Annotated in this window: 19 protein-coding genes; 8 read left to right on the top strand and 11 right to left on the bottom strand. The window is 69.2% G+C overall.

Translation table 11 applies throughout. From position 1 onward, the window contains the following. Positions 1-4 precede the first annotated feature (4 nt). From NTM_RS09490 to NTM_RS09480, 3 genes are read left to right on the top strand one after another with little or no spacing between them, the layout of a single operon-like run. Positions 5-769 (top strand): class I SAM-dependent methyltransferase, encoded by a 765-nt coding sequence (locus tag NTM_RS09490; RefSeq protein WP_179964056.1) that lies wholly within the window; start codon positions 5-7, stop codon positions 767-769. Positions 770-779: 10 nt separating this feature from the next. Beyond that, the gene (locus NTM_RS09485; protein WP_104862671.1) at positions 780-2270 is read left to right on the top strand and encodes a glutamate-cysteine ligase family protein; all 1491 of its coding nucleotides are present in this window, start codon (positions 780-782) and stop codon (positions 2268-2270) included. A 43-nt stretch (positions 2271-2313) separates the two neighbouring features. Beyond that, positions 2314-2988, top strand: coding sequence for an SAM-dependent methyltransferase (locus tag NTM_RS09480; RefSeq protein ID WP_163766146.1), 675 nt, complete (start codon positions 2314-2316; stop codon positions 2986-2988). 5 nt (positions 2989-2993) lie between these two features. Here the strand turns inward: NTM_RS09480 and NTM_RS09475 are convergent, their stop codons facing one another. Next, positions 2994-4379 (bottom strand): cation:dicarboxylate symporter family transporter, encoded by a 1386-nt coding sequence (locus NTM_RS09475; RefSeq protein ID WP_104862855.1) that lies wholly within the window; start codon positions 4377-4379, stop codon positions 2994-2996. Between the two features lie 108 nt (positions 4380-4487). On the opposite strand from NTM_RS09475, the gene NTM_RS09470 reads away from it, so the two are divergent. Then, a complete protein-coding gene (locus NTM_RS09470) occupies positions 4488-5771 on the top strand; it encodes a sensor domain-containing phosphodiesterase (RefSeq protein ID WP_163766145.1) in 1284 nt (427 codons plus the stop codon). Here NTM_RS09470 and egtE read toward each other — a convergent pair. The 7 genes from egtE to mrf all read right to left on the bottom strand — a co-directional run bounded on the left by egtE (position 5758) and on the right by mrf (position 12974). Continuing rightward, positions 5758-6858, bottom strand: coding sequence for an ergothioneine biosynthesis PLP-dependent enzyme EgtE (egtE, locus tag NTM_RS09465; RefSeq protein ID WP_104862674.1), 1101 nt, complete (start codon positions 6856-6858; stop codon positions 5758-5760). The two genes, NTM_RS09470 and egtE, sit on opposite strands and share 14 nt — an antisense overlap. Next, a complete protein-coding gene (egtD, locus tag NTM_RS09460) occupies positions 6855-7820 on the bottom strand; it encodes an L-histidine N(alpha)-methyltransferase (protein ID WP_104862675.1) in 966 nt (321 codons plus the stop codon). The genes egtE and egtD overlap by 4 nt, the downstream gene beginning before the upstream one ends. A gap of 19 nt (positions 7821-7839) precedes the next feature. Continuing rightward, positions 7840-8523 carry an ergothioneine biosynthesis protein EgtC gene (gene egtC, locus NTM_RS09455; RefSeq protein ID WP_104862676.1) on the bottom strand — a complete coding sequence of 228 codons (684 nt, stop codon included), beginning with the start codon at positions 8521-8523 and terminating at the stop codon, positions 7840-7842. Then, complete coding sequence (gene egtB, locus NTM_RS09450; RefSeq protein WP_163766144.1) at positions 8516-9805, bottom strand: ergothioneine biosynthesis protein EgtB; 1290 nt, start codon at positions 9803-9805, stop codon at positions 8516-8518. Before egtB ends, egtC begins: the two co-directional genes overlap by 8 nt. Next, positions 9802-11076 (bottom strand): ergothioneine biosynthesis glutamate--cysteine ligase EgtA, encoded by a 1275-nt coding sequence (gene egtA, locus NTM_RS09445; protein WP_163766143.1) that lies wholly within the window; start codon positions 11074-11076, stop codon positions 9802-9804. The genes egtB and egtA overlap by 4 nt, the downstream gene beginning before the upstream one ends. A gap of 102 nt (positions 11077-11178) precedes the next feature. After that, complete coding sequence (locus NTM_RS09440) at positions 11179-11853, bottom strand: sensor domain-containing protein (RefSeq protein WP_163766142.1); 675 nt, start codon at positions 11851-11853, stop codon at positions 11179-11181. An 8-nt stretch (positions 11854-11861) separates the two neighbouring features. Beyond that, positions 11862-12974 (bottom strand): ribosome hibernation factor-recruiting GTPase MRF, encoded by a 1113-nt coding sequence (gene mrf / locus NTM_RS09435; protein ID WP_163766141.1) that lies wholly within the window; start codon positions 12972-12974, stop codon positions 11862-11864. Positions 12975-13084: 110 nt separating this feature from the next. Here mrf and rpmB point away from each other — a divergent pair, with 110 nt between their 5' ends. From rpmB to rpsR, 4 genes are read left to right on the top strand one after another with little or no spacing between them, the layout of a single operon-like run. Continuing rightward, on the top strand, positions 13085-13321 hold the full coding sequence (gene rpmB / locus NTM_RS09430) for a 50S ribosomal protein L28 (protein WP_163766140.1): 237 nt from the start codon (positions 13085-13087) through the stop codon (positions 13319-13321). Next, a complete protein-coding gene (gene rpmG / locus NTM_RS09425; RefSeq protein ID WP_104862682.1) occupies positions 13321-13485 on the top strand; it encodes a 50S ribosomal protein L33 in 165 nt (54 codons plus the stop codon). Before rpmB ends, rpmG begins: the two co-directional genes overlap by 1 nt. After that, positions 13485-13790 (top strand): 30S ribosomal protein S14, encoded by a 306-nt coding sequence (gene rpsN / locus NTM_RS09420; protein WP_163766139.1) that lies wholly within the window; start codon positions 13485-13487, stop codon positions 13788-13790. Before rpmG ends, rpsN begins: the two co-directional genes overlap by 1 nt. Continuing rightward, entirely contained in the window at positions 13787-14026 is a 240-nt protein-coding gene (gene rpsR / locus NTM_RS09415) for a 30S ribosomal protein S18 (RefSeq protein ID WP_163766138.1), read from the top strand. Before rpsN ends, rpsR begins: the two co-directional genes overlap by 4 nt. Positions 14027-14030: 4 nt before the next feature. Here the strand turns inward: rpsR and NTM_RS09410 are convergent, their stop codons facing one another. The 3 genes from NTM_RS09410 to NTM_RS09400 all read right to left on the bottom strand — a co-directional run bounded on the left by NTM_RS09410 (position 14031) and on the right by NTM_RS09400 (position 16256). Beyond that, a complete protein-coding gene (locus NTM_RS09410) occupies positions 14031-15473 on the bottom strand; it encodes a catalase (RefSeq protein ID WP_163766137.1) in 1443 nt (480 codons plus the stop codon). A 98-nt stretch (positions 15474-15571) separates the two neighbouring features. After that, positions 15572-15763, bottom strand: coding sequence for a hypothetical protein (locus NTM_RS09405; protein ID WP_163766136.1), 192 nt, complete (start codon positions 15761-15763; stop codon positions 15572-15574). 64 nt (positions 15764-15827) lie between these two features. Further along, positions 15828-16256 carry a hypothetical protein gene (locus tag NTM_RS09400; RefSeq protein WP_163766135.1) on the bottom strand — a complete coding sequence of 143 codons (429 nt, stop codon included), beginning with the start codon at positions 16254-16256 and terminating at the stop codon, positions 15828-15830. Positions 16257-16650: the final 394 nt, after the last annotated feature.

Below are 16650 nucleotides of genomic sequence, written 5' to 3'. Positions count from 1 at the left end.
CATGATGGACTACATGCCGACAGCCCAGACCGACATCTCGACGATGCCGCGCGGCGGACCGCGGGCCTCGTGCCTGGACCGGCTGCTGGAGACCGACCGGCTGGAGTACCTCGACCGCGCCTCCGACCGCCCGGCCGACGTCGCCCGCAAGCGCAGCGTGATCCGGGCGCTGGACTGGACCGGCGAGACGTTCGGCAACCACGAACGGTTCGCCCAGATCGTCCTCGACGAGGTCGCCGAGGTGCCTGATCCGAAGATCCTGGAGCTCGGGGCCGGGCACGGCGCGCTGTCGCGCAAGCTGCTGGACTGGCACCCGACCGCCCGGCTCACCGTCACCGACGTCGCCCCGGAATCGGTGGCCGCGATCGCCGCGGGCGACCTGGGCCGGCACCGTCGGGCCACGGTGCGCCGGATGGACGCGACGGCCCTCGACGCCGAGGACGGCGAGTTCGACCTGGCGGTGTTCGCGCTGTCGTTTCACCACCTGCCGCCGCCAGAGGCGGCCCGGGTGATCGCTGAGGGCATCCGCGCCGCCGAGCGGCTGGTGATCATCGACCTGCCCCGCCCACCGGCCCCGTTGCACATGCTGCGGCTCGCCGCGATGCTGCCGTGGGCCCCGCTGGTGCCGTTCGTCCACGACGGGGTGATCAGCTCGCTGCGGGCCTACAGCCCCGCGGCGCTACGCGCGCTGGCCGAGTCCGCCGGTGCCGCCATCGAACTGCGCGGCGGGTTGTTCAGTCCGCAGGTCGCAATCGCGTCGCGCCGATAGGCTCGGTCCCGTGGGCAAGGACATCGATCCCGCGCTGAAGCAGACCGAGTTCAGTCGCGCGCACCGCCGCGAGTACCGGCGCAAGGTGCAGCTGTGCCTCGACGTGTTCGAGACGATGCTGGCCCAGGCGAGCTTCGACTTCGAGAAGCCGCTGACGGGCATGGAGATCGAGTGCAACCTCGTCGACTCCGCCTACCAACCCGCGATGAACAACTCCGAGGTGCTCGCGTCGATCGCCGACCCGGCGTATCAGACCGAGTTGGGCGCCTACAACATCGAGTTCAACGTGCCGCCGCGCCGGTTGCCGGGCCGAGCGGCGCTCGACCTCGAGGCCGATGTCCGCGCCAGCCTCAACGCTGCCGAGGAGAAGGCCGGCGCCGACGGCTCGCACATCGTGATGATCGGGATCCTGCCCACACTGATGCCCGAGCACCTGACGGGTGAGTGGATGAGCGAATCCAGCCGGTATCAGGCGCTCAACGACTCGATCTTCACCGCGCGCGGCGAGGACATCATGATCGACATCGCCGGACCGGAGCGCCTGAGCCTGCAGACCGCCTCCATCGCTCCTGAATCCGCTTGCACCAGCATGCAATTGCATCTGCAGGTGTCGCCGGCGGATTTCGCGAACAACTGGAACGCCGCCCAGGTGCTGGCGGGTCCGCAGCTGGCGGTCGGCGCCAACTCGCCGTACTTCTTCGGCCATCACCTGTGGGCCGAGACCCGCATCGAGCTGTTCACCCAGGCCACCGACACCCGCCCCGACGAACTGAAGACGCAGGGAGTGCGGCCCCGGGTGTGGTTCGGCGAACGCTGGATCACGTCGATCTTCGACCTGTTCGAGGAGAACGTGCGCTACTTCCCGTCGTTGCTCCCGGAGCTGTCCGACGAGGATCCGGCTGCGGAGCTGGCGGCCGGGCGCACCCCGGAGCTCTCGGAGCTGCGGCTGCACAACGGCACCATCTACCGCTGGAACCGGCCGGTGTACGACATCGTCAACGGGCGACCACACCTGCGGGTGGAGAACCGGGTGCTGCCCGCCGGGCCGACGGTGCTGGACATGATGGCCAACGCCGCCTTCTACTACGGCGTACTGCGGACGCTGTCCGAGGAGGATCGTCCGCTGTGGACCAAGATGAGCTTCGCCGCGGCCGAGGCGAACTTCGTCGCCGCCGCGCATCACGGCATGGACGCGCGGCTGTACTGGCCCGGCGTCGGTGAGGTCACGCCCGACGAGCTGGTGCTGCGGCAGCTGCTGCCGCTGGCCGAGGAGGGGCTGCGCCGGTGGGAGGTGTCCGCCGAGGTGCGCGACCGCTACCTCGGGGTGATCGAGGGCCGCGCCAAGACCGGCCGCAACGGCGCGAGCTGGCAGTCCGCGACGGTTACCGCGCTACAGGATCGCGGCATGAGCCGGCCCGAGGCGCTGGCGGAGATGCTGCGGCTGTACTGCGAGCGCATGCACTCCAACGAACCGGTGCACACCTGGGACCTGCCGGTCTGAACCCTCACCCCTGACACACCGCGCGGCGAGTACCTTGGCGTCCATGGCCGACGTGATGGACTGGGACAGCGCGTATCGAGGTGAGAGCCAATTCGACGGGCCTCCGCCGTGGAACATCGGCGAGCCGCAGCCGGAACTGGCGGCGCTGTGGCAGGCGGGCAAGTTCCGCAGCGAGGTGCTCGACGCCGGGTGCGGCCACGCCGAACTCTCGCTGGCCTTGGCCGCAGACGGCTACACGGTGACCGGGGTCGACATCAGCCCGACCGCGGTGCACGCGGCGACCACCGCTGCCGCCGAACGCGGCCTGTCCGAGCGGGCCACCTTTGTCGCGGCCGACATCACCGCGCTGACCGGTTTCGACGGCCGGTTCCCGACGATCGTCGACAGCACGCTGTTCCACTCGATCCCGGTCCAGGCCCGCGATCCGTATCTGCAGTCGATGCACCGCGCGGCCGCACCGGGGGCCGGGTTCTTCGTGCTCGTGTTCGCCAAGGGCGCGTTCCCTCCCGAGATGCAGGAGGGACCGAATGAGGTCACCGAACTCGAACTGCGCGAAGCGGTTTCACGCTACTGGGTGATCGACGACATCCGGCCGGCGCTGATCCACTCGAACGTGCCCAAGATCCCCGGCATGCCGCCGCCACCGCTGGACCTGCTCGACGACAAGGGCAGGATGTGCATGCACGCGTTCCTGCTGGAGGCGCACAAGGAGGGCTAGGCAGGTCAGGCCGAAGGGCTTGCCGTCGAGGCCCGTTCGCGCTCGTTGTCGTCGTCCTCGTCGTCGATCATCGTGGCCTCGTCGAACGGCCTATCCCCGTCGAGGACCTGGTTGAGCCGCTCACTGTCCAGTGTGCCGGTCCACGAGCCGACGAGCACGGTCGCCACCGCGTTGCCGGAGAAGTTGGTCAGCGCGCGGGCCTCGGACATGAAGCGGTCCACACCGACGATGATGCCGACGCCGTCGAGAAGTTCTGGGCGGTGGCTCTGCAGCCCCGCCGCCAATGTGGCCAGCCCGGCGCCGCTGACGCCCGCCGCACCCTTGGACGCGATGATCATGAACGCGAGCAGGCCGAGCTGTTCGGGGATCGACAGCGGATCGCCGAGCGCATCGGCGATGAACAGCGATGCCATCGTCAGGTAGATCGCCGTGCCGTCGAGGTTGAACGAGTATCCGGTCGGCACCACGATGCCGACGGTCGCGGGTTCGACACCGGCGTGCTCCATCTTCGCGATCAGCCGCGGTAGCGCGGACTCCGACGACGACGTCGCGACGATCAGCAGGTACTCGCGCGCCAGGTAGCGGGCCAGCTTGAAGATCGAGACCCGGGCCACCATGTACAGCAGGGCTCCGAGCACACCGAAGATGAAGATCAGGCACGTCACGTAGAACGCCAGCATCAGCACGCCGAGCTGGATGACGGCCTCGAAGCCGGTGTCGCCGACCACCTCCGCGATCGCGCCGAACGCACCGATCGGAGCGAGCCACAGCACTCCGATGAGGATGCGGAACACCAGCTTCTGCAACGCTTCGATGCCTCGGAGCAGCCCTTCGCCGGTCCGGCCCATGCTCTGGATACCGAATCCGACCAGCAACGCCACGAACAGCGCCTGCAGTACGTTGCCCTCGGTGACCGCGGAGAACAACGTCGCCGGAATGATGTCGGCGATGAATTCCATGGTGCCGCCCGCCGATTCGGCCTGGCCGGCCAGCTGGGCGCCCTTGCCGGGATCGTTGGGGACGTTCAGGCCGGTACCGGGGCTGATCAGGTTGCCGACGACCAACCCGATGCCCAGCGCGATCGTCGACATGATCAGGAAGTAGCTGATCGCCAGGCCGCCGACCTTGCCGACCGCGGCGGCCGCGCGCACCTTGCCGATGCCGAGGACCACGGTGCAGAAGATGACCGGGACGATCATCATCTTGATCAGTTTGACGAACAGTTCACCGAGGATGCCGAGCGACGCCGCGGTCTCCGGCGCGACGAGCCCCACCACGATGCCGGCGATCACGGCGATGATCACCAGGATGTACAGCCAGTGCGTACGGTCGCGCTTCTTCTCGGGCTGATCTTTGGTCTGAGCTTCGTCGCTGCCGGCGCCGGTAGTCATCGTGATCCCCTCCACCTTCGGTGCAGCCTGGATAACCGCAACGGCCCCACCTCAACCGCGCCCCCGCTACCGTGTAGCGGCAACGACGCGGGAGAATGACGTGACCTTGTGGCACGCTCCCGCCCGCACGACACGAGAGAAGACGTCATCCATACCCCACGTCCGAGCGACGCGACGCACCTGCTCGATGCCGCGGTCCGCGGAGAGGGTCTGGTCCCCGTGTTCCAACCCGTGGTGTCCCTGCCGGACGAGACGGTGGTCGGCTACGAGGCGCTGGCGCGCTGGCCGTCACTGCACCACCCGTCCCCGGCCGACGTGTTCGCCCATGCCGCCACCACCGGACGGCTCGACATGCTCGACCACGCGTGCATCCGGTCGGCCGCGCACGCGGCACTCGAATCACCCTCTGCGGCAGGGATGCTGCTGCTACTCAACTCCGAACCCGTCGCCGCGGGCATCGAGGTACCGCCGGAATCGGCGCTTGCGGAGGCCGCCCGCACCTTCACGCTGATGTTCGAGCTGACCGAGCGCGGGCTGCTGGAGAATCCGCCGGCGCTGCTGCACAAGGTCGCGGCCCTGCGCTCATGCGGGGTGCGCATCGCCCTCGACGACATCGGCGCACATCCCGACTCACTGGCACTGCTCGACATCATCGCCCCGGACGTGATGAAGATCGATCTCGGACTGGTCCAGCGCCAACCCGATCAGCTGCAGACCCGCACCATCGCGGCGGTCATCGCGCACCACGAACGCACCGGCGCGGTGATCCTGGCGGAGGGCATCGAGACCGACGAGCATCTGGAGCAGGCCCTGGCCTACGGCGCGACGCTCGGTCAGGGCTACCGCTTCGGCCGGCCCGGCCCCCTCGACACCGCCCCGAATCCGGCCATTCTGCCGCGGTTCGCGCGATCGGCCGAACGCCTCGACACCACGAAAACACCGTTCGAGATCGCCACCACCGCACACACCGCGCGCACTGTGCGCAAACGAACCCTGATCGAGATGTCGCGCCATATCGAAAGGCTCGCCGCCGCCGCCGACAGCGCGCCGATCGTGCTGTTCACCCTGCAGAGCCAGGACAACTTCCGCGGCGAGACCCGGAACAACATCACCATGTTGGCGCAGCGGTCGCCGCTGGTCTTGGCCTTCGCCGTGAACGCGCCGCAGGACGCCGCCCACCGCGTGCAGTGGGTGGACATCGACGCGGGCGACCGGATGGCACTGGAATGGACCATCGTGGTGCTCGGCCCCGACACCGCCGCGGCACTGGTGGCCCGCGAACTGGAACCGCCCGGTCAGGGCGTCGAGAACGACCGCAGATTCGCCGCGGTCATCACGTTCGACCGGGACCGGGTGGCCGCGGCAGCGCGCAGCCTGCTCAACCGGGCGTGACCGCCGACAGCGCCTCGGCGACCGCGGCGAGATCGGCGTCGGTGACGTCGACGTGCGGCGACACCCGGAGCGCGGGGCGGGTCAGCTCCCGCGGCGCGCGCTCCACCCCGAGGTAGGTCGTCACGATCGCGTGCTCGGCGATCAGCCGGGCCCGCACCACCTGCGGGTCCACCCCCGGCGGCGGATAGAGCGTGGTGATCGCGCTGGGTTCGTCGTGGTGTTCCCGCACACGCCAGCCCGGCACGTCGGCCAGCGCCGTCCGGGTGGCGGCCCCGACCTCCCGCAGCCTCGCCTGCATCGCCGCCGGGCCGACCGCCATGTGTTCGCCGAGCGCGACCGAGAGCCCCACGTGCAGGCCGACATTGGTCTCGACATGGCCGAGCCGTTCCCGGGTCGCATCCGACAACACCCCGGCTCGGGTGACCAGCACACCGACCCCGCGCGGACCCGCGGTCCATTTCCGCGATGAGGTGTAGATGGCGTCGGCGCCGGTGTTCGCGACGTCGACGTGGGCGAATCCCTGTGCGGCGTCGACGAACAGCGCAATGTCGTGGCCGCGGCAGGCCAGCGCCATGTCATGGACGGGCTGGACGACCCCGCTGTGGCTGCCCAGCACGGTGAAGTGCACCAGCGCGGGCGGATGGTGTGCCAGCGCGGCGCCGATCGCGTTGACGTCCAACCGGCCGTACTCGTCGACGGGCAGGACGCGGATGTCGAACCCATGCCGGGCCATGATCGCCAGATTGGGCCCGAACTCACCGGGCAGACACGCCAGCGTGCGCTCCCCCGTCCAGTCCCCGAGCAGGATATCGAGCGCGTGGTTGGACCCGGTGGTGAATGTGACTCCGGCGTCGGGCATTCCGGTAAGGGCGCGCACTGCCGCGCGACCGGCGTCGAGCACCGGGGCGGCGGCTTCCGCGGCGACGTAGCCGCCGACCTCGGCTTCGTGGCGGGCGTGCTGCGCGCAGGCGTCGATCGTCGCGTAGCTCTGCCGCGAGCACGCCGCGCTGTCCACATGCACCCCGGCCGGCACCGGCCGCGCCACACGCCAGGTCTCGGCCAACGTCGTCGTGTCGGGCCGGCTCATTTCGCCGCCAAGGACAGCCCGAAGTCTCCCGCATCGTCTGTCCACCAATGGGTTCGGCGCAGCCCGACCGCGGCGAGCTCCGCCTCGACACCGGACGGCCGGAATTTGCACGACACCTCGGTCAGCATCTCCTCCCCGTCGGCGAAATCGACGTCGAGCGCCAGCGCGGCGATGTGCACCCGTTGCGCGCGCTCAGCCCGCAGCCACATCTCGATGCGCTCCTCGTCGGGGTTCCAGACCGCGACGTGGGCGAACGCGTCGACGTCGAAGTCCGCGCCGAGCTCCCGGTTCACCACGGTGAGCACATTGCGGTTGAATCGCGCGGTGACGCCGGCGCTGTCGTCGTATGCCCGCACCAGACGGCCGGTGTCCTTGACCAGGTCGGTGCCCAGCAGCAGCGTGTCGCCGGGTTGCATCATCTCGGCCACCGACGCCAGGAACTCCGCCCGCGGGCCAGGTGTCAGATTCCCGATCGTCGAGCCCAGGAACGCCACCAGACGCCGTCCCGTCCGCGGGATCTTGCCCAGGTGTTCCTCGAAATCGCCGCACACGGCGTCGATCTCGATGCCCGGGTATTCCTGCTCGATCGCCGCGCCCGCGGCCTGCAGCACGCTGGAGTCGACGTCGAACGGCACGAAGCGGCGCAACGATCCACGCTCACTCAGGGCGTCGAGCAGCATCCTCGTCTTCTCCGAGGTGCCGCTGCCCAGTTCGACGAGTGTGTCGGCACCCGAGGCCTCGGCGATCTCAGCGGCCCGCGCTTGCAGGATCTGCGCCTCCGCACGGGTCGGGTAGTACTCCGGCAGCCGGGTGATCTGGTCGAACAACTCGCTGCCGGTGGCGTCGTAGAACCATTTGGGCGGCAGCGTCTTCGGCTGTTGGCTCAGTCCGTGGCAGACGTCGCGACGCAGCGCCTCGTCGGCGGCGTCGGCGGCGAGGTAGTTCGCCAGGGAGAACGTCATCACGATCCTTTCAGCGATGTCATGTCAGCGGTGTCATGCGCACGCGGTCGTCCGCGACCTCGACCAGGTGCCGGTCCGGGACCTCCCGCCAGCCGGGGTCGTCGTCGTAGGGCTCGCTGGCCAGCACCACACCGTCGTCGCGGCGCAGCACCGACAAGGTGTCCCCCCACGTCGTCGCGACCAGCCGGGACCCGTTGGCGGCCAGGATGTTCAGACGCGCGTTCGGGTCGTCGGCGGCGACCGAGGCGACGGTGCCGCCGAGGTCGTCCATGCCGCGATCGAAGATCAGCGCGGCCAGCAGTGCGCTGTCGTTGGTGGATTCCGCGGTCCGGGAGGTCGGTAACACGGCACGGTCGACCAGCCCGTTGTGCGACAGCAGCCATGTCCCGTCGGTGAACGGCGCGGACGCGGACGCCTCGATCGGCATGCCGGTGCTGGCTGAGCGCACCGCGGCCACCACACAGGTGCTCGACAGTGCGGGCGCGACCGACGCGAACGACGCATCGCCCCACAGCGGGGCCGCGCTGCGCCACCGCCGCGGCACACCGTCGTCGAAAAAGCCGACGCCCCAACCGTCGGCGTTCATCAGGCCGTGCTTCTGTCGCCGCGGCGCGTACGACTGCACCAGCAGACCCGATGGCGGGTCGAGGACCAGCGCGGCCACCGACACCGGGGCCCCGAGCCACGCCAGATGCCTACACATCCCACGCCAATCGGACGCCGGAGAAGATCTGCCGCCGGATCGGATGGTCCCAGTTACGGAAGCTGGGCCGCAGGATGCCCGCGGCGACGGCCCACGATCCGCCGCGCAGCACGCGGTACTCGCCGGAGGCGGTGCCGTCGAAGAACGGCTCCGAGTACTGCCGGTAGACCATCGGGGTGAACCCCGGCCACGGTCGCAGCGACGAACTCGTCCACTCCCAGACGTCGCCGAGCATCTGTTCGGCGCCGTAGGCCGACGCCGATGCCGGGTAGGCGCCGACCGGCGCGGGGCGCAGCGCGTCGCCGCCGAGGTTCGCCAGCGCGGCATTGGGTTCGGTTGCACCCCAGGGGAACCGGCGACGGGCACCGATGTCCGGATCCCACGCGCAGGCCTTCTCCCACTCGATCTCGGTCGGCAACCGCGCGCCCGCCCACGCGGCGTAGGCCTCGGCCTCGTAGAAGGTGATGTGCTGGACAGGTTCGTCCCCGGGGATGTCCTCGACGTGGCCGAACCGGGTGCGGGTCCCGTCGGAGTTCCAGAACAGCGGTGCGGTCAGCCCGGCCTGTTGCCGGTGCGCCCAGCCCGCCTCCGACCACCACCGCCGCTGCCCGTATCCGCCGTCGCCGACGAACTGCCGCCACTCGGCGTTGGTGACCGGGACCCGGCCGATCCGGAAGGCCGGCACGTCGACGCGGTTCGACGGGCGTTCGTTGTCCAGCGAGAACGGTTCGTCGGCCGCGTCGACCCCGAGGACGAACTCGCCACCGGGCACCAGCACGGATGTGCCCGCCACGTCGGCGCGACCGGCAGGCAGCGCGGCGCCGGAGTCGAGCAGGGGCGCCCCGGTGCGCAGGTTCAGCGCCTGCAGCATCGTCTCGTCGTGCTGGTTCTCGTGGCTGATCACCAACGCGTAGTTGAACGCGTCGGGATGGCCGTCGGGCAGCGCGTCCAGCCGGTCGAGCGCCTTCCCCCGCACCGTCGCGCAGTAGTTGCGCGCGTCCGTCGGCGGGAGCAGCGGAAGGTTCACCCGCGCGGCGCGGGAGTGCACGAACGCGTCGTAGAGGTCGTTGATCTCAGGGGTCAGCAGGCCGGCGCGGTGCGGGTCCCCGCCGCGCAGCAGCCACAGCTCTTCCTGTTGCCCGATGTGGGCGAGGTCCCAGACCAGCGGGCTCATCAGCGGGTCGTACTGACGGCGCAGCTCGGCGTCGTCGAAGTCGACCAGACGCAGCGTGCGGTTCCTGGCCCTGGTCAGTTCGTCGGCGAGCGTCTGCCGCGTCGTCACATCTCTCCTTGTGCCAGTTGGGTGACCGCGCGCGCGATCCCGTAACGCACCGCGCGGTCGGCGAAATCGTCGGCCGGGCTGCGTCCCTGTTCGACCGAACGCGCGAGCAGCGACATCGATTCCTCCAGCGGGGCCGGAACGCGTTCGGCGGCCTCCTGCACGCACCGCATCGCGGCGGTGTGCAGCCTGCGGTCCTCGAGGCCGAGTTGTGCGGCGCGGTCCCACGCGGTGGCGACCGGCTCGGTGGCCTCGGCGGCGGCATCGGCTGCGACTGGGTCGTCGAGCAGGGTGGCCAGCATGAACACCACCGCGGGCCAGGTGTCCTCGGGCACGCTGTCGAGGTAGCGCACCTCCAGGAAGCCGCGCGGGCGCACGGGCGGAAACAGGGTCGTCAGGTGGTAGTCCAGATCGGCCATCGTGGGTCTGCGGTCGTCGAGCAGCACCCGGCCATCGGCCCAGTCGGCGAACGGCACCCATTGGCTGACCGGAACCGCTTCGGGGGTGTGCACCAGCATCACCGGCGCGCGCAGCGCGTAGCGCGCCCAATCGCTGGCCGGATCGTCGCCGTCGGCGCCCAGGATCGGTCCGCACCGCGCGTCGTCGAGTTCGCTCCAGACGAGTTGGCGGGTGGAGCGCCAACCCGTGAACTTGCCGCCCAACACCGGCGAATTCGAGGCGATCGCGATCATCGTCGGCCCGAGCGCGTGCGCCAGCCGGACCCGCCGCGCCCAGTCCGCCTTGGGCCCGGCTTCCAGGTTCACCTGCACCGACGCCGTCGACGTCATCATCGCCGCGCCCGCCTCGGGGGTTCCGCTGTCGTGGAAGAACCGTTCCATCGCCGCATAACGCGCGCCGGGGTTCACCCGCTTCGCCGAGCGCAGTGGGTCCGCACCGAGCAGCACCAGCCCCAGCCCGGCCTGCGCGAAGCCCGTCCGCAGCACCGACCGGTCCGCGGTCATCGCCGCGGCCGCGGCGGGGGTGTCGGCCAGCGGTGGGCCGGACAGCTCGACCGCGCCGCCGGGCTCCACGGTGACCCGGCTGCCGCCGGGCAGTGTCGGCAGCCCGGCGATCACGGCGGACAGCTCGTCCCACCCCGGTCTGCGTCGCGGATCGGCAAGGTCGAAGCAGTGCGCCTCGATCTCCAGGCCCACCGGCCCGACCGGCGCGTCGGTCAAACACGTGTCGGCGATGTGGCGCGCGGCATCTTCAGCGCTGGTCAGCGGGTTCATGCCATGCTCGACGACACCGTCGGATGCCATCGTCCGGGCCATAGCCACCCCCTCCGGGTGCGGAACGATCGCTGCGTCTCTACCCATCTTCCAGAGCCGACCGACAAAGTCTGCTGATTTACTCAGTGACTTGTCGGTGACGTCCTATTGGCCGAGCGTGTTCTGCATCGCGCCGGCGAGCACGTTGACCGCCGGGCCGCCGTTGCCCGACTGGCACACCTTGGCCTGCAGCAGCACGTTCTCCCGCACCCGGGACGTCACGAAGCAGCGCCGGTCGGTGCCCGCCTCCTGCTTGACCCAGTTGGCCTCGGTCGCGCTGGTCGGCCCGCCCGTGAACGTCCACACCTGCGTGGTGAAGTTGTCCAGGTGCATCGCGGTGGTCTGGCCGGCGCAGCCGACGGTCCGATCCACCTGCCGGTGGAACGCGCGGTTCGCCGCGTCGGTGGTCGCGAACACCCCGACCGCCTGTTTCACCAGGTGCGTCGCGTCCGTCGCCGACTCCTGCGCGACGGCGCCGCTGAACGATGCCAGGTCGGGGTCGTTGTACACCTCGGGTAGCCCGATGTCGGCCCAGTTGTTGCACGCCGGGGTGTCGACGTAGAACGCCTGGAACGGCGCCGCGAACGTGGTCTCGAAACCCATCCGGGCGCCGACGATGTTGCCGACCGAGCCCTTGTTCAACACCGCGTAGTTCACGACCCCGGGATCCGACGGGCGGGCCGACGCCGGCGCGGCCGACGTCAACCCTGCGACGACAGCCGCCAGCGCGACGAGCAGGACTCGACATCGACCAGGGCGCGGGTCTCCTCCGATGCTCATTCACCCGATCATGCCAGCCGCGCCTCCTGCGGCTGCCAGTCACCGAACGGGTCATCGAAGCGGGGCCAGTCCTGGGGGCGGCCCATCTCCGCGTCGGTGAGCAGGGCGCCGCGCAGTGCCGAGACGATCTCGGCAGGGTCGGCGCCGCACACCAGGACCGTCATCGACGTGTGCCGGTCGCCGTACCGGTCATCCCACATCATGTCGGCCATCGCGCGCCGTTCCGCACCGACGTAGACGAGCTCGCGGGATGTCATGGCGGCCAACCATTTTCCCGCCCGCGTGACGAGCAGTCCGCCGCCCGCGGAGTCCAGCCCCACCGCCGTGTCGGGCAGGTGTGCCAGCCACAGCCGGCCCCGGCTGCGGACCACCCCTTCGAGAAGGAGGTCGACCGCGGCATGCAGACGGTTCGGGTGGAACGGGCGTCGTGCCGCGAACTCGACCAGGCGGACCCGACCGGCCGGCTCCAGCGGCGGCTGTCCGGCCAGCAGTGAACCGTACGGATCATTGCCCCGGCCGCGGCGGGCATCGGCGTCGAGGTTCGCCAGCGCGAGCGTGAAACAGCCTGCGCCGACCGTGATCCGCGCCGACGGAGCCAGCCTGCGCACCACCGCGAGGGTGTCCCGATGCGGTTCGGTGAGCACGACCACGTCCGCGAACTCGACCTGCCCGACCACCACCTGCGCGACGGTACGTCCGTCGTCGAGTTCGTCGTCGCCGAGCGCCTGGTCCAGCCAGACAGAGGTGTTTACGGTGGCGACGACGGCCGACACGGCGACGTGGCGCGCTGCCGGCGAACGGGAGAGTGCGACGCACACCGGCTCGGGCTCCATCCACGGACTGAGCAGGACCGCGATCCGAGCGAGGTCCGGCCTCAGGTGCAGTCGACAGAGATGGTCAACCAGATCCTCGCGCACCGCGCAGGACGGACACCCGTTGCTCATCTCGACCACCGACACGGCTTTGACCAGCACACCGCGCCGCAGCACCGTCGTGGTGCGGTGCACGACGTGGTCCTCGACGTGGTACTCCACCAACGCCGTTGCGCCGTCGGCGAGAAGCAGGTCACCGATGTCGCCGGTGTCGCTCTGCCCGGTCACGACAACTACTGGGGTGCGCATGAACCCTCCTCTAATGGGAATGATTTTCAATAACCGGAGGTTCACGCTACAGTCGCGACCGCAGCTTGTCGAAAATCATTTTCATTAAGACTGATCGAGAGAGGTGTTCCTTGTCCGCCCACTGCCAGGTGACCGGCCGCAGGCCCGGGTTCGGCAACGCGGTGTCGCATTCGCACCGCCGCACCCGTCGTCGCTGGAATCCCAACATCCAGCGCAAGACGTACTACCTACCGTCGGAGGGCCGCAGGATCACGCTGCGCCTCAGCACGAAAGGCATCAAGATCATCGACCGCGACGGCATCGAATCGGTGGTGGCCCGCCTCCGCCGGGAAGGACACAAACTCTGATGGCACGCAACGAGATCCGGCCGCTCGTGAAACTGCGCTCCACCGCGGGCACCGGCTACACCTACGTCACCCGCAAGAACCGCCGCAACGACCCGGATCGCATCGTGCTGCGCAAGTACGACCCGGTCGTGCGCCGGCATGTCGACTTCCGCGAGGACCGCTGATGGCCAAGAAGTCGAAGATCGTGAAGAACGAGCGTCGCCGCCTACTCGTGGCCCGCCACGCCGAACGTCGCGCCGAGCTCAAGGCGATCATCTCCTCGCCCTCGACCGCGGCGGACGCCCGGGCGGCCGCCCAGTCCGAGCTGAACCGTCAGCCCCGCGACGCGAGCCCGGTGCGCGTGCGCAACCGGGATGCGGTCGACGGCCGGCCCCGCGGGCACCTGCGAAAGTTCGGCCTGTCACGGGTGCGGGTCCGCGAACTCGCCCATCGCGGTCAATTGCCCGGCGTCCGGAAGTCGAGCTGGTGAAGCGCGCCAGGCTGGCGGCGCCGCTGCCGAAGAAGCGCCGAAACTTGTTCGCCCAACTCGGCATCGAGCGCGTCGACTACAAGGACACATCCACGCTGCGGCAGTTCCTCTCCGAGCGCGGCAAGATCCGCTCCCGCACGGTCACGGGTCTCACCGTCCAGCAGCAGCGCCAGGTCACGATCGCCGTCAAGAACGCCCGCGAGATGGCGCTGCTGCCGTATCCGGGTCAGGGGTAGCCGGTCAGCCGCCGCGCACGCCCTCCTCGACCTTCTTACCGAGGTCGGGGTCCACGTTGCGCCAGTACTCGAACACCCGCGACAACACCGGCTCCCGCACGCCCTTCGACACATGGCCGATGATGTTGTGCGCCAAGCGTTCCCGTTGGGCGTCGTCGAGGACATCCCGGACCAGGGTGCCTGCCTGGCCCCAGTCGGAGTCGTCGGACCGCAGCGCATAGGCCGAGCGCACCATGTCCCCGTCAGAAGCCCAGTGCACCTCCGATGCGCGGCGAGTGTCGACTTCCGGGCCGCCCATCGAATTGGGTGTGTACACCGGGTCGGTGACGTTGCGGATCCGCATCGCACCGTCCTTCGAGTACGCGTTCACCTCGACGTGCGGCTCGTTGACCGGGATCTGCTTGTAATTCACCCCGAGGCGGGCACGGTGGGCGTCGGAGTAGGAGAATCCCCGCGCCAACAGCATCTTGTCCGGGCTCAGACCGGTGCCCGGCACGATGTTGTTCGGCTCGAACGCCGCCTGCTCGATCTGGGCGTGGTAGTCGACGACGTTGCGGTTCAACGTCATCCTGCCGACCTCGTGCAGCGGGTAGTCACCGTGCGGCCACACCTTGGTCAGGTCGAACGGGTTTAAGCGGTACGTCTTGGCGTCCTCGAACGGCATGATCTGCACGTGCAGCGTCCAGCTTGGGAAGTTGCCGTCCTCGATCGCGGTGTACAGATCACGTTGGTGGTAGTCACCGTCCTCGCCCGCCAGCCGGTCGGCGTCCTCCTGGGTCAAGAAGTCGATGCCCTGGTCGGTCTTGAAGTGGTACTTCACCCAGAACAACTCACCGCTGTCGTTGAGCCAGCTGTAGGTGTGGCTGGAATAGCCGTTCATGTTGCGCCACGTCTTCGGGATGCCACGATCCCCCATCAACCACGTGACCTGGTGCGCCGATTCGGGTGAGAGCGTCCAGAAATCCCACTGCATGTGGTGATCACGAAGGTTGGTGGCCTGCATGCGCTTCTGGCTGCGGATGAAATTCTGGAACTTCATCGGGTCGCGCAGGAAGAACACCGGGGTGTTGTTGCCGACCATGTCGAAGTTGCCCTCGGAGGTGTAGAACTTCAGCGCGAAGCCGCGCGGGTCACGCCAGGTGTCCGGGCTGCCCCGCTCACCGGCCACCGTCGAGAACCGGGCCAGCATCTCGGTTTTCACACCCGGCTGCAGGAATGCCGCCTTGGTGTAGGCACTGACGTCCTGGGTCACCTCGAACTGGCCGAAAGCGCCACCGCCCTTGGCGTGGGGCTGCCGCTCGGGGATGCGTTCACGGTTGAAGTTGGCCATCTGCTCGATCAGGTAGTGGTCCTGCAGCAGGATCGGCCCGTCGGGTCCCACGGTCAGCGAATGTTCCACGCTGGGGGCGGGGGCGCCGGCGTCGGTCGTCGTGTACTTCTCGGGCATTTCTCTCCTCACGAAGGGCAGCACCGGTGGGCTGAAGGCCGCCGTCTTCGACGACGGGGTACCCGAAAGTGGCGTCGGCCATCCACGATGCGAACCGCTCAGGTCACCGGCGACGCGTCCTGGTCCAACGCGCAGTCGCGGTCCATGTGGTCTCGGAGTGCGGCGACGACGTCGCGGGACGCCGCACCCATGGCCGCCAGCCGCTGCGGGCCGAGCACGTCGACGAAGAACTCGCGGACCCGTTGCGCGTTCGCCGGCGCCCGTGATCTGGCGTCGGTGCGTGAGCTCAACCCCGAGTTGCAGTCCTTCCGCGACTGGCTGTCATCGCACGCCGGCGAGATCCACGTCTGACGCTCAGGGGCGCGGCTGCGCCGTGGGCGCCGGCTGGTTCGGAGAACGCGGCGCGTCGATCATCGGTCCGCCCGGTCCGAACGGGCCGGCGAAATCGGGGCCACGGTCAAAGCCGCCCCGCGGCGGTCCCATCGGGAATCCGGCCGGTCCGCCGTGGACCATCATGGGTCCGCGGTGGGGGCCCGGCCCGCCACCGTCGAGGCCCTTGCCGACCAGCACCCCCGCCCCGAAGATCACCGCCACGACGAACAACGAACCGGCCACGATGCCGACCCAGGCCGCCGCCTTGTTCAACTTGCTCGGCTGAGACTGCACGTAGCCCGGGGGCGCCGCCGGCGGCCAAGGGGGGACCGCCGCCGCCGGCGGCGCTGTCATGACGGGGCCCGTCACCGGTTCGGACTGGTCGGGCCGCTCAGGTGTCACATCGCTCATGACGTCGATGGTGCGCCGCGATTTCCGGCGGACGTTAGGTGAGCGCTGTGAATCAGCTATGAGCGCTTCGCCCGCCTCCGCCGAATCTGAAGTTGATGCTCATTTCCGGTGCGAAGTTCGCGCACAACTTCAGACTCGGCGCCTGTCACCACGGCTTGTACGGGTTCACCGCGAATCCGTTTCTGGGCGTTTAGCAACGCTGATGAATGCTGCGCGTGAGGATCGATGCAGGCAGGCCCTGTTGATACTGTTGGCGGCCAACGGCAGTCGGTGAACCTACTGCGGACGCGCTGCGGACGGAATGGCCAACCTACGACTAGGCGTTGCCGGGAGGGCGGTACAAGTGGGACGTTCTGTGGAAGGCCGTGCAAGGCAACGAGCACGCCGCGAGAAG

It is taken from the genome of Mycolicibacterium parafortuitum (assembly GCF_010725485.1).
Taxonomy (GTDB): domain Bacteria; phylum Actinomycetota; class Actinomycetes; order Mycobacteriales; family Mycobacteriaceae; genus Mycobacterium.
This window is presented reverse-complemented; position numbering and strand designations above follow the sequence as displayed.

Bases quoted from the DNA above. Each gene is read 5' to 3' on its own strand.
- NTM_RS09490 (WP_179964056.1), top strand. From the start codon at position 5: ATGGACTACATGCCGACAGCCCAGACCGACATCTCGACGATGCCGCGC.
- NTM_RS09480 (WP_163766146.1), top strand. From the start codon at position 2,314: ATGGCCGACGTGATGGACTGGGACAGCGCGTATCGAGGTGAGAGCCAA.
- NTM_RS09475 (WP_104862855.1), bottom strand. From the start codon at position 4,379: ATGACTACCGGCGCCGGCAGCGACGAAGCTCAGACCAAAGATCAGCCC.
- egtE (WP_104862674.1), bottom strand. From the start codon at position 6,858: ATGAGCCGGCCCGACACGACGACGTTGGCCGAGACCTGGCGTGTGGCG.
- egtD (WP_104862675.1), bottom strand. From the start codon at position 7,820: ATGACGTTCTCCCTGGCGAACTACCTCGCCGCCGACGCCGCCGACGAG.
- egtC (WP_104862676.1), bottom strand. From the start codon at position 8,523: ATGTGTAGGCATCTGGCGTGGCTCGGGGCCCCGGTGTCGGTGGCCGCG.
- egtA (WP_163766143.1), bottom strand. From the start codon at position 11,076: ATGGCCCGGACGATGGCATCCGACGGTGTCGTCGAGCATGGCATGAAC.
- NTM_RS09440 (WP_163766142.1), bottom strand. From the start codon at position 11,853: ATGAGCATCGGAGGAGACCCGCGCCCTGGTCGATGTCGAGTCCTGCTC.
- mrf (WP_163766141.1), bottom strand. From the start codon at position 12,974: ATGCGCACCCCAGTAGTTGTCGTGACCGGGCAGAGCGACACCGGCGAC.
- rpmG (WP_104862682.1), top strand. From the start codon at position 13,321: ATGGCACGCAACGAGATCCGGCCGCTCGTGAAACTGCGCTCCACCGCG.
- rpsN (WP_163766139.1), top strand. From the start codon at position 13,485: ATGGCCAAGAAGTCGAAGATCGTGAAGAACGAGCGTCGCCGCCTACTC.
- NTM_RS09410 (WP_163766137.1), bottom strand. From the start codon at position 15,473: ATGCCCGAGAAGTACACGACGACCGACGCCGGCGCCCCCGCCCCCAGC.
- NTM_RS09400 (WP_163766135.1), bottom strand. From the start codon at position 16,256: ATGAGCGATGTGACACCTGAGCGGCCCGACCAGTCCGAACCGGTGACG.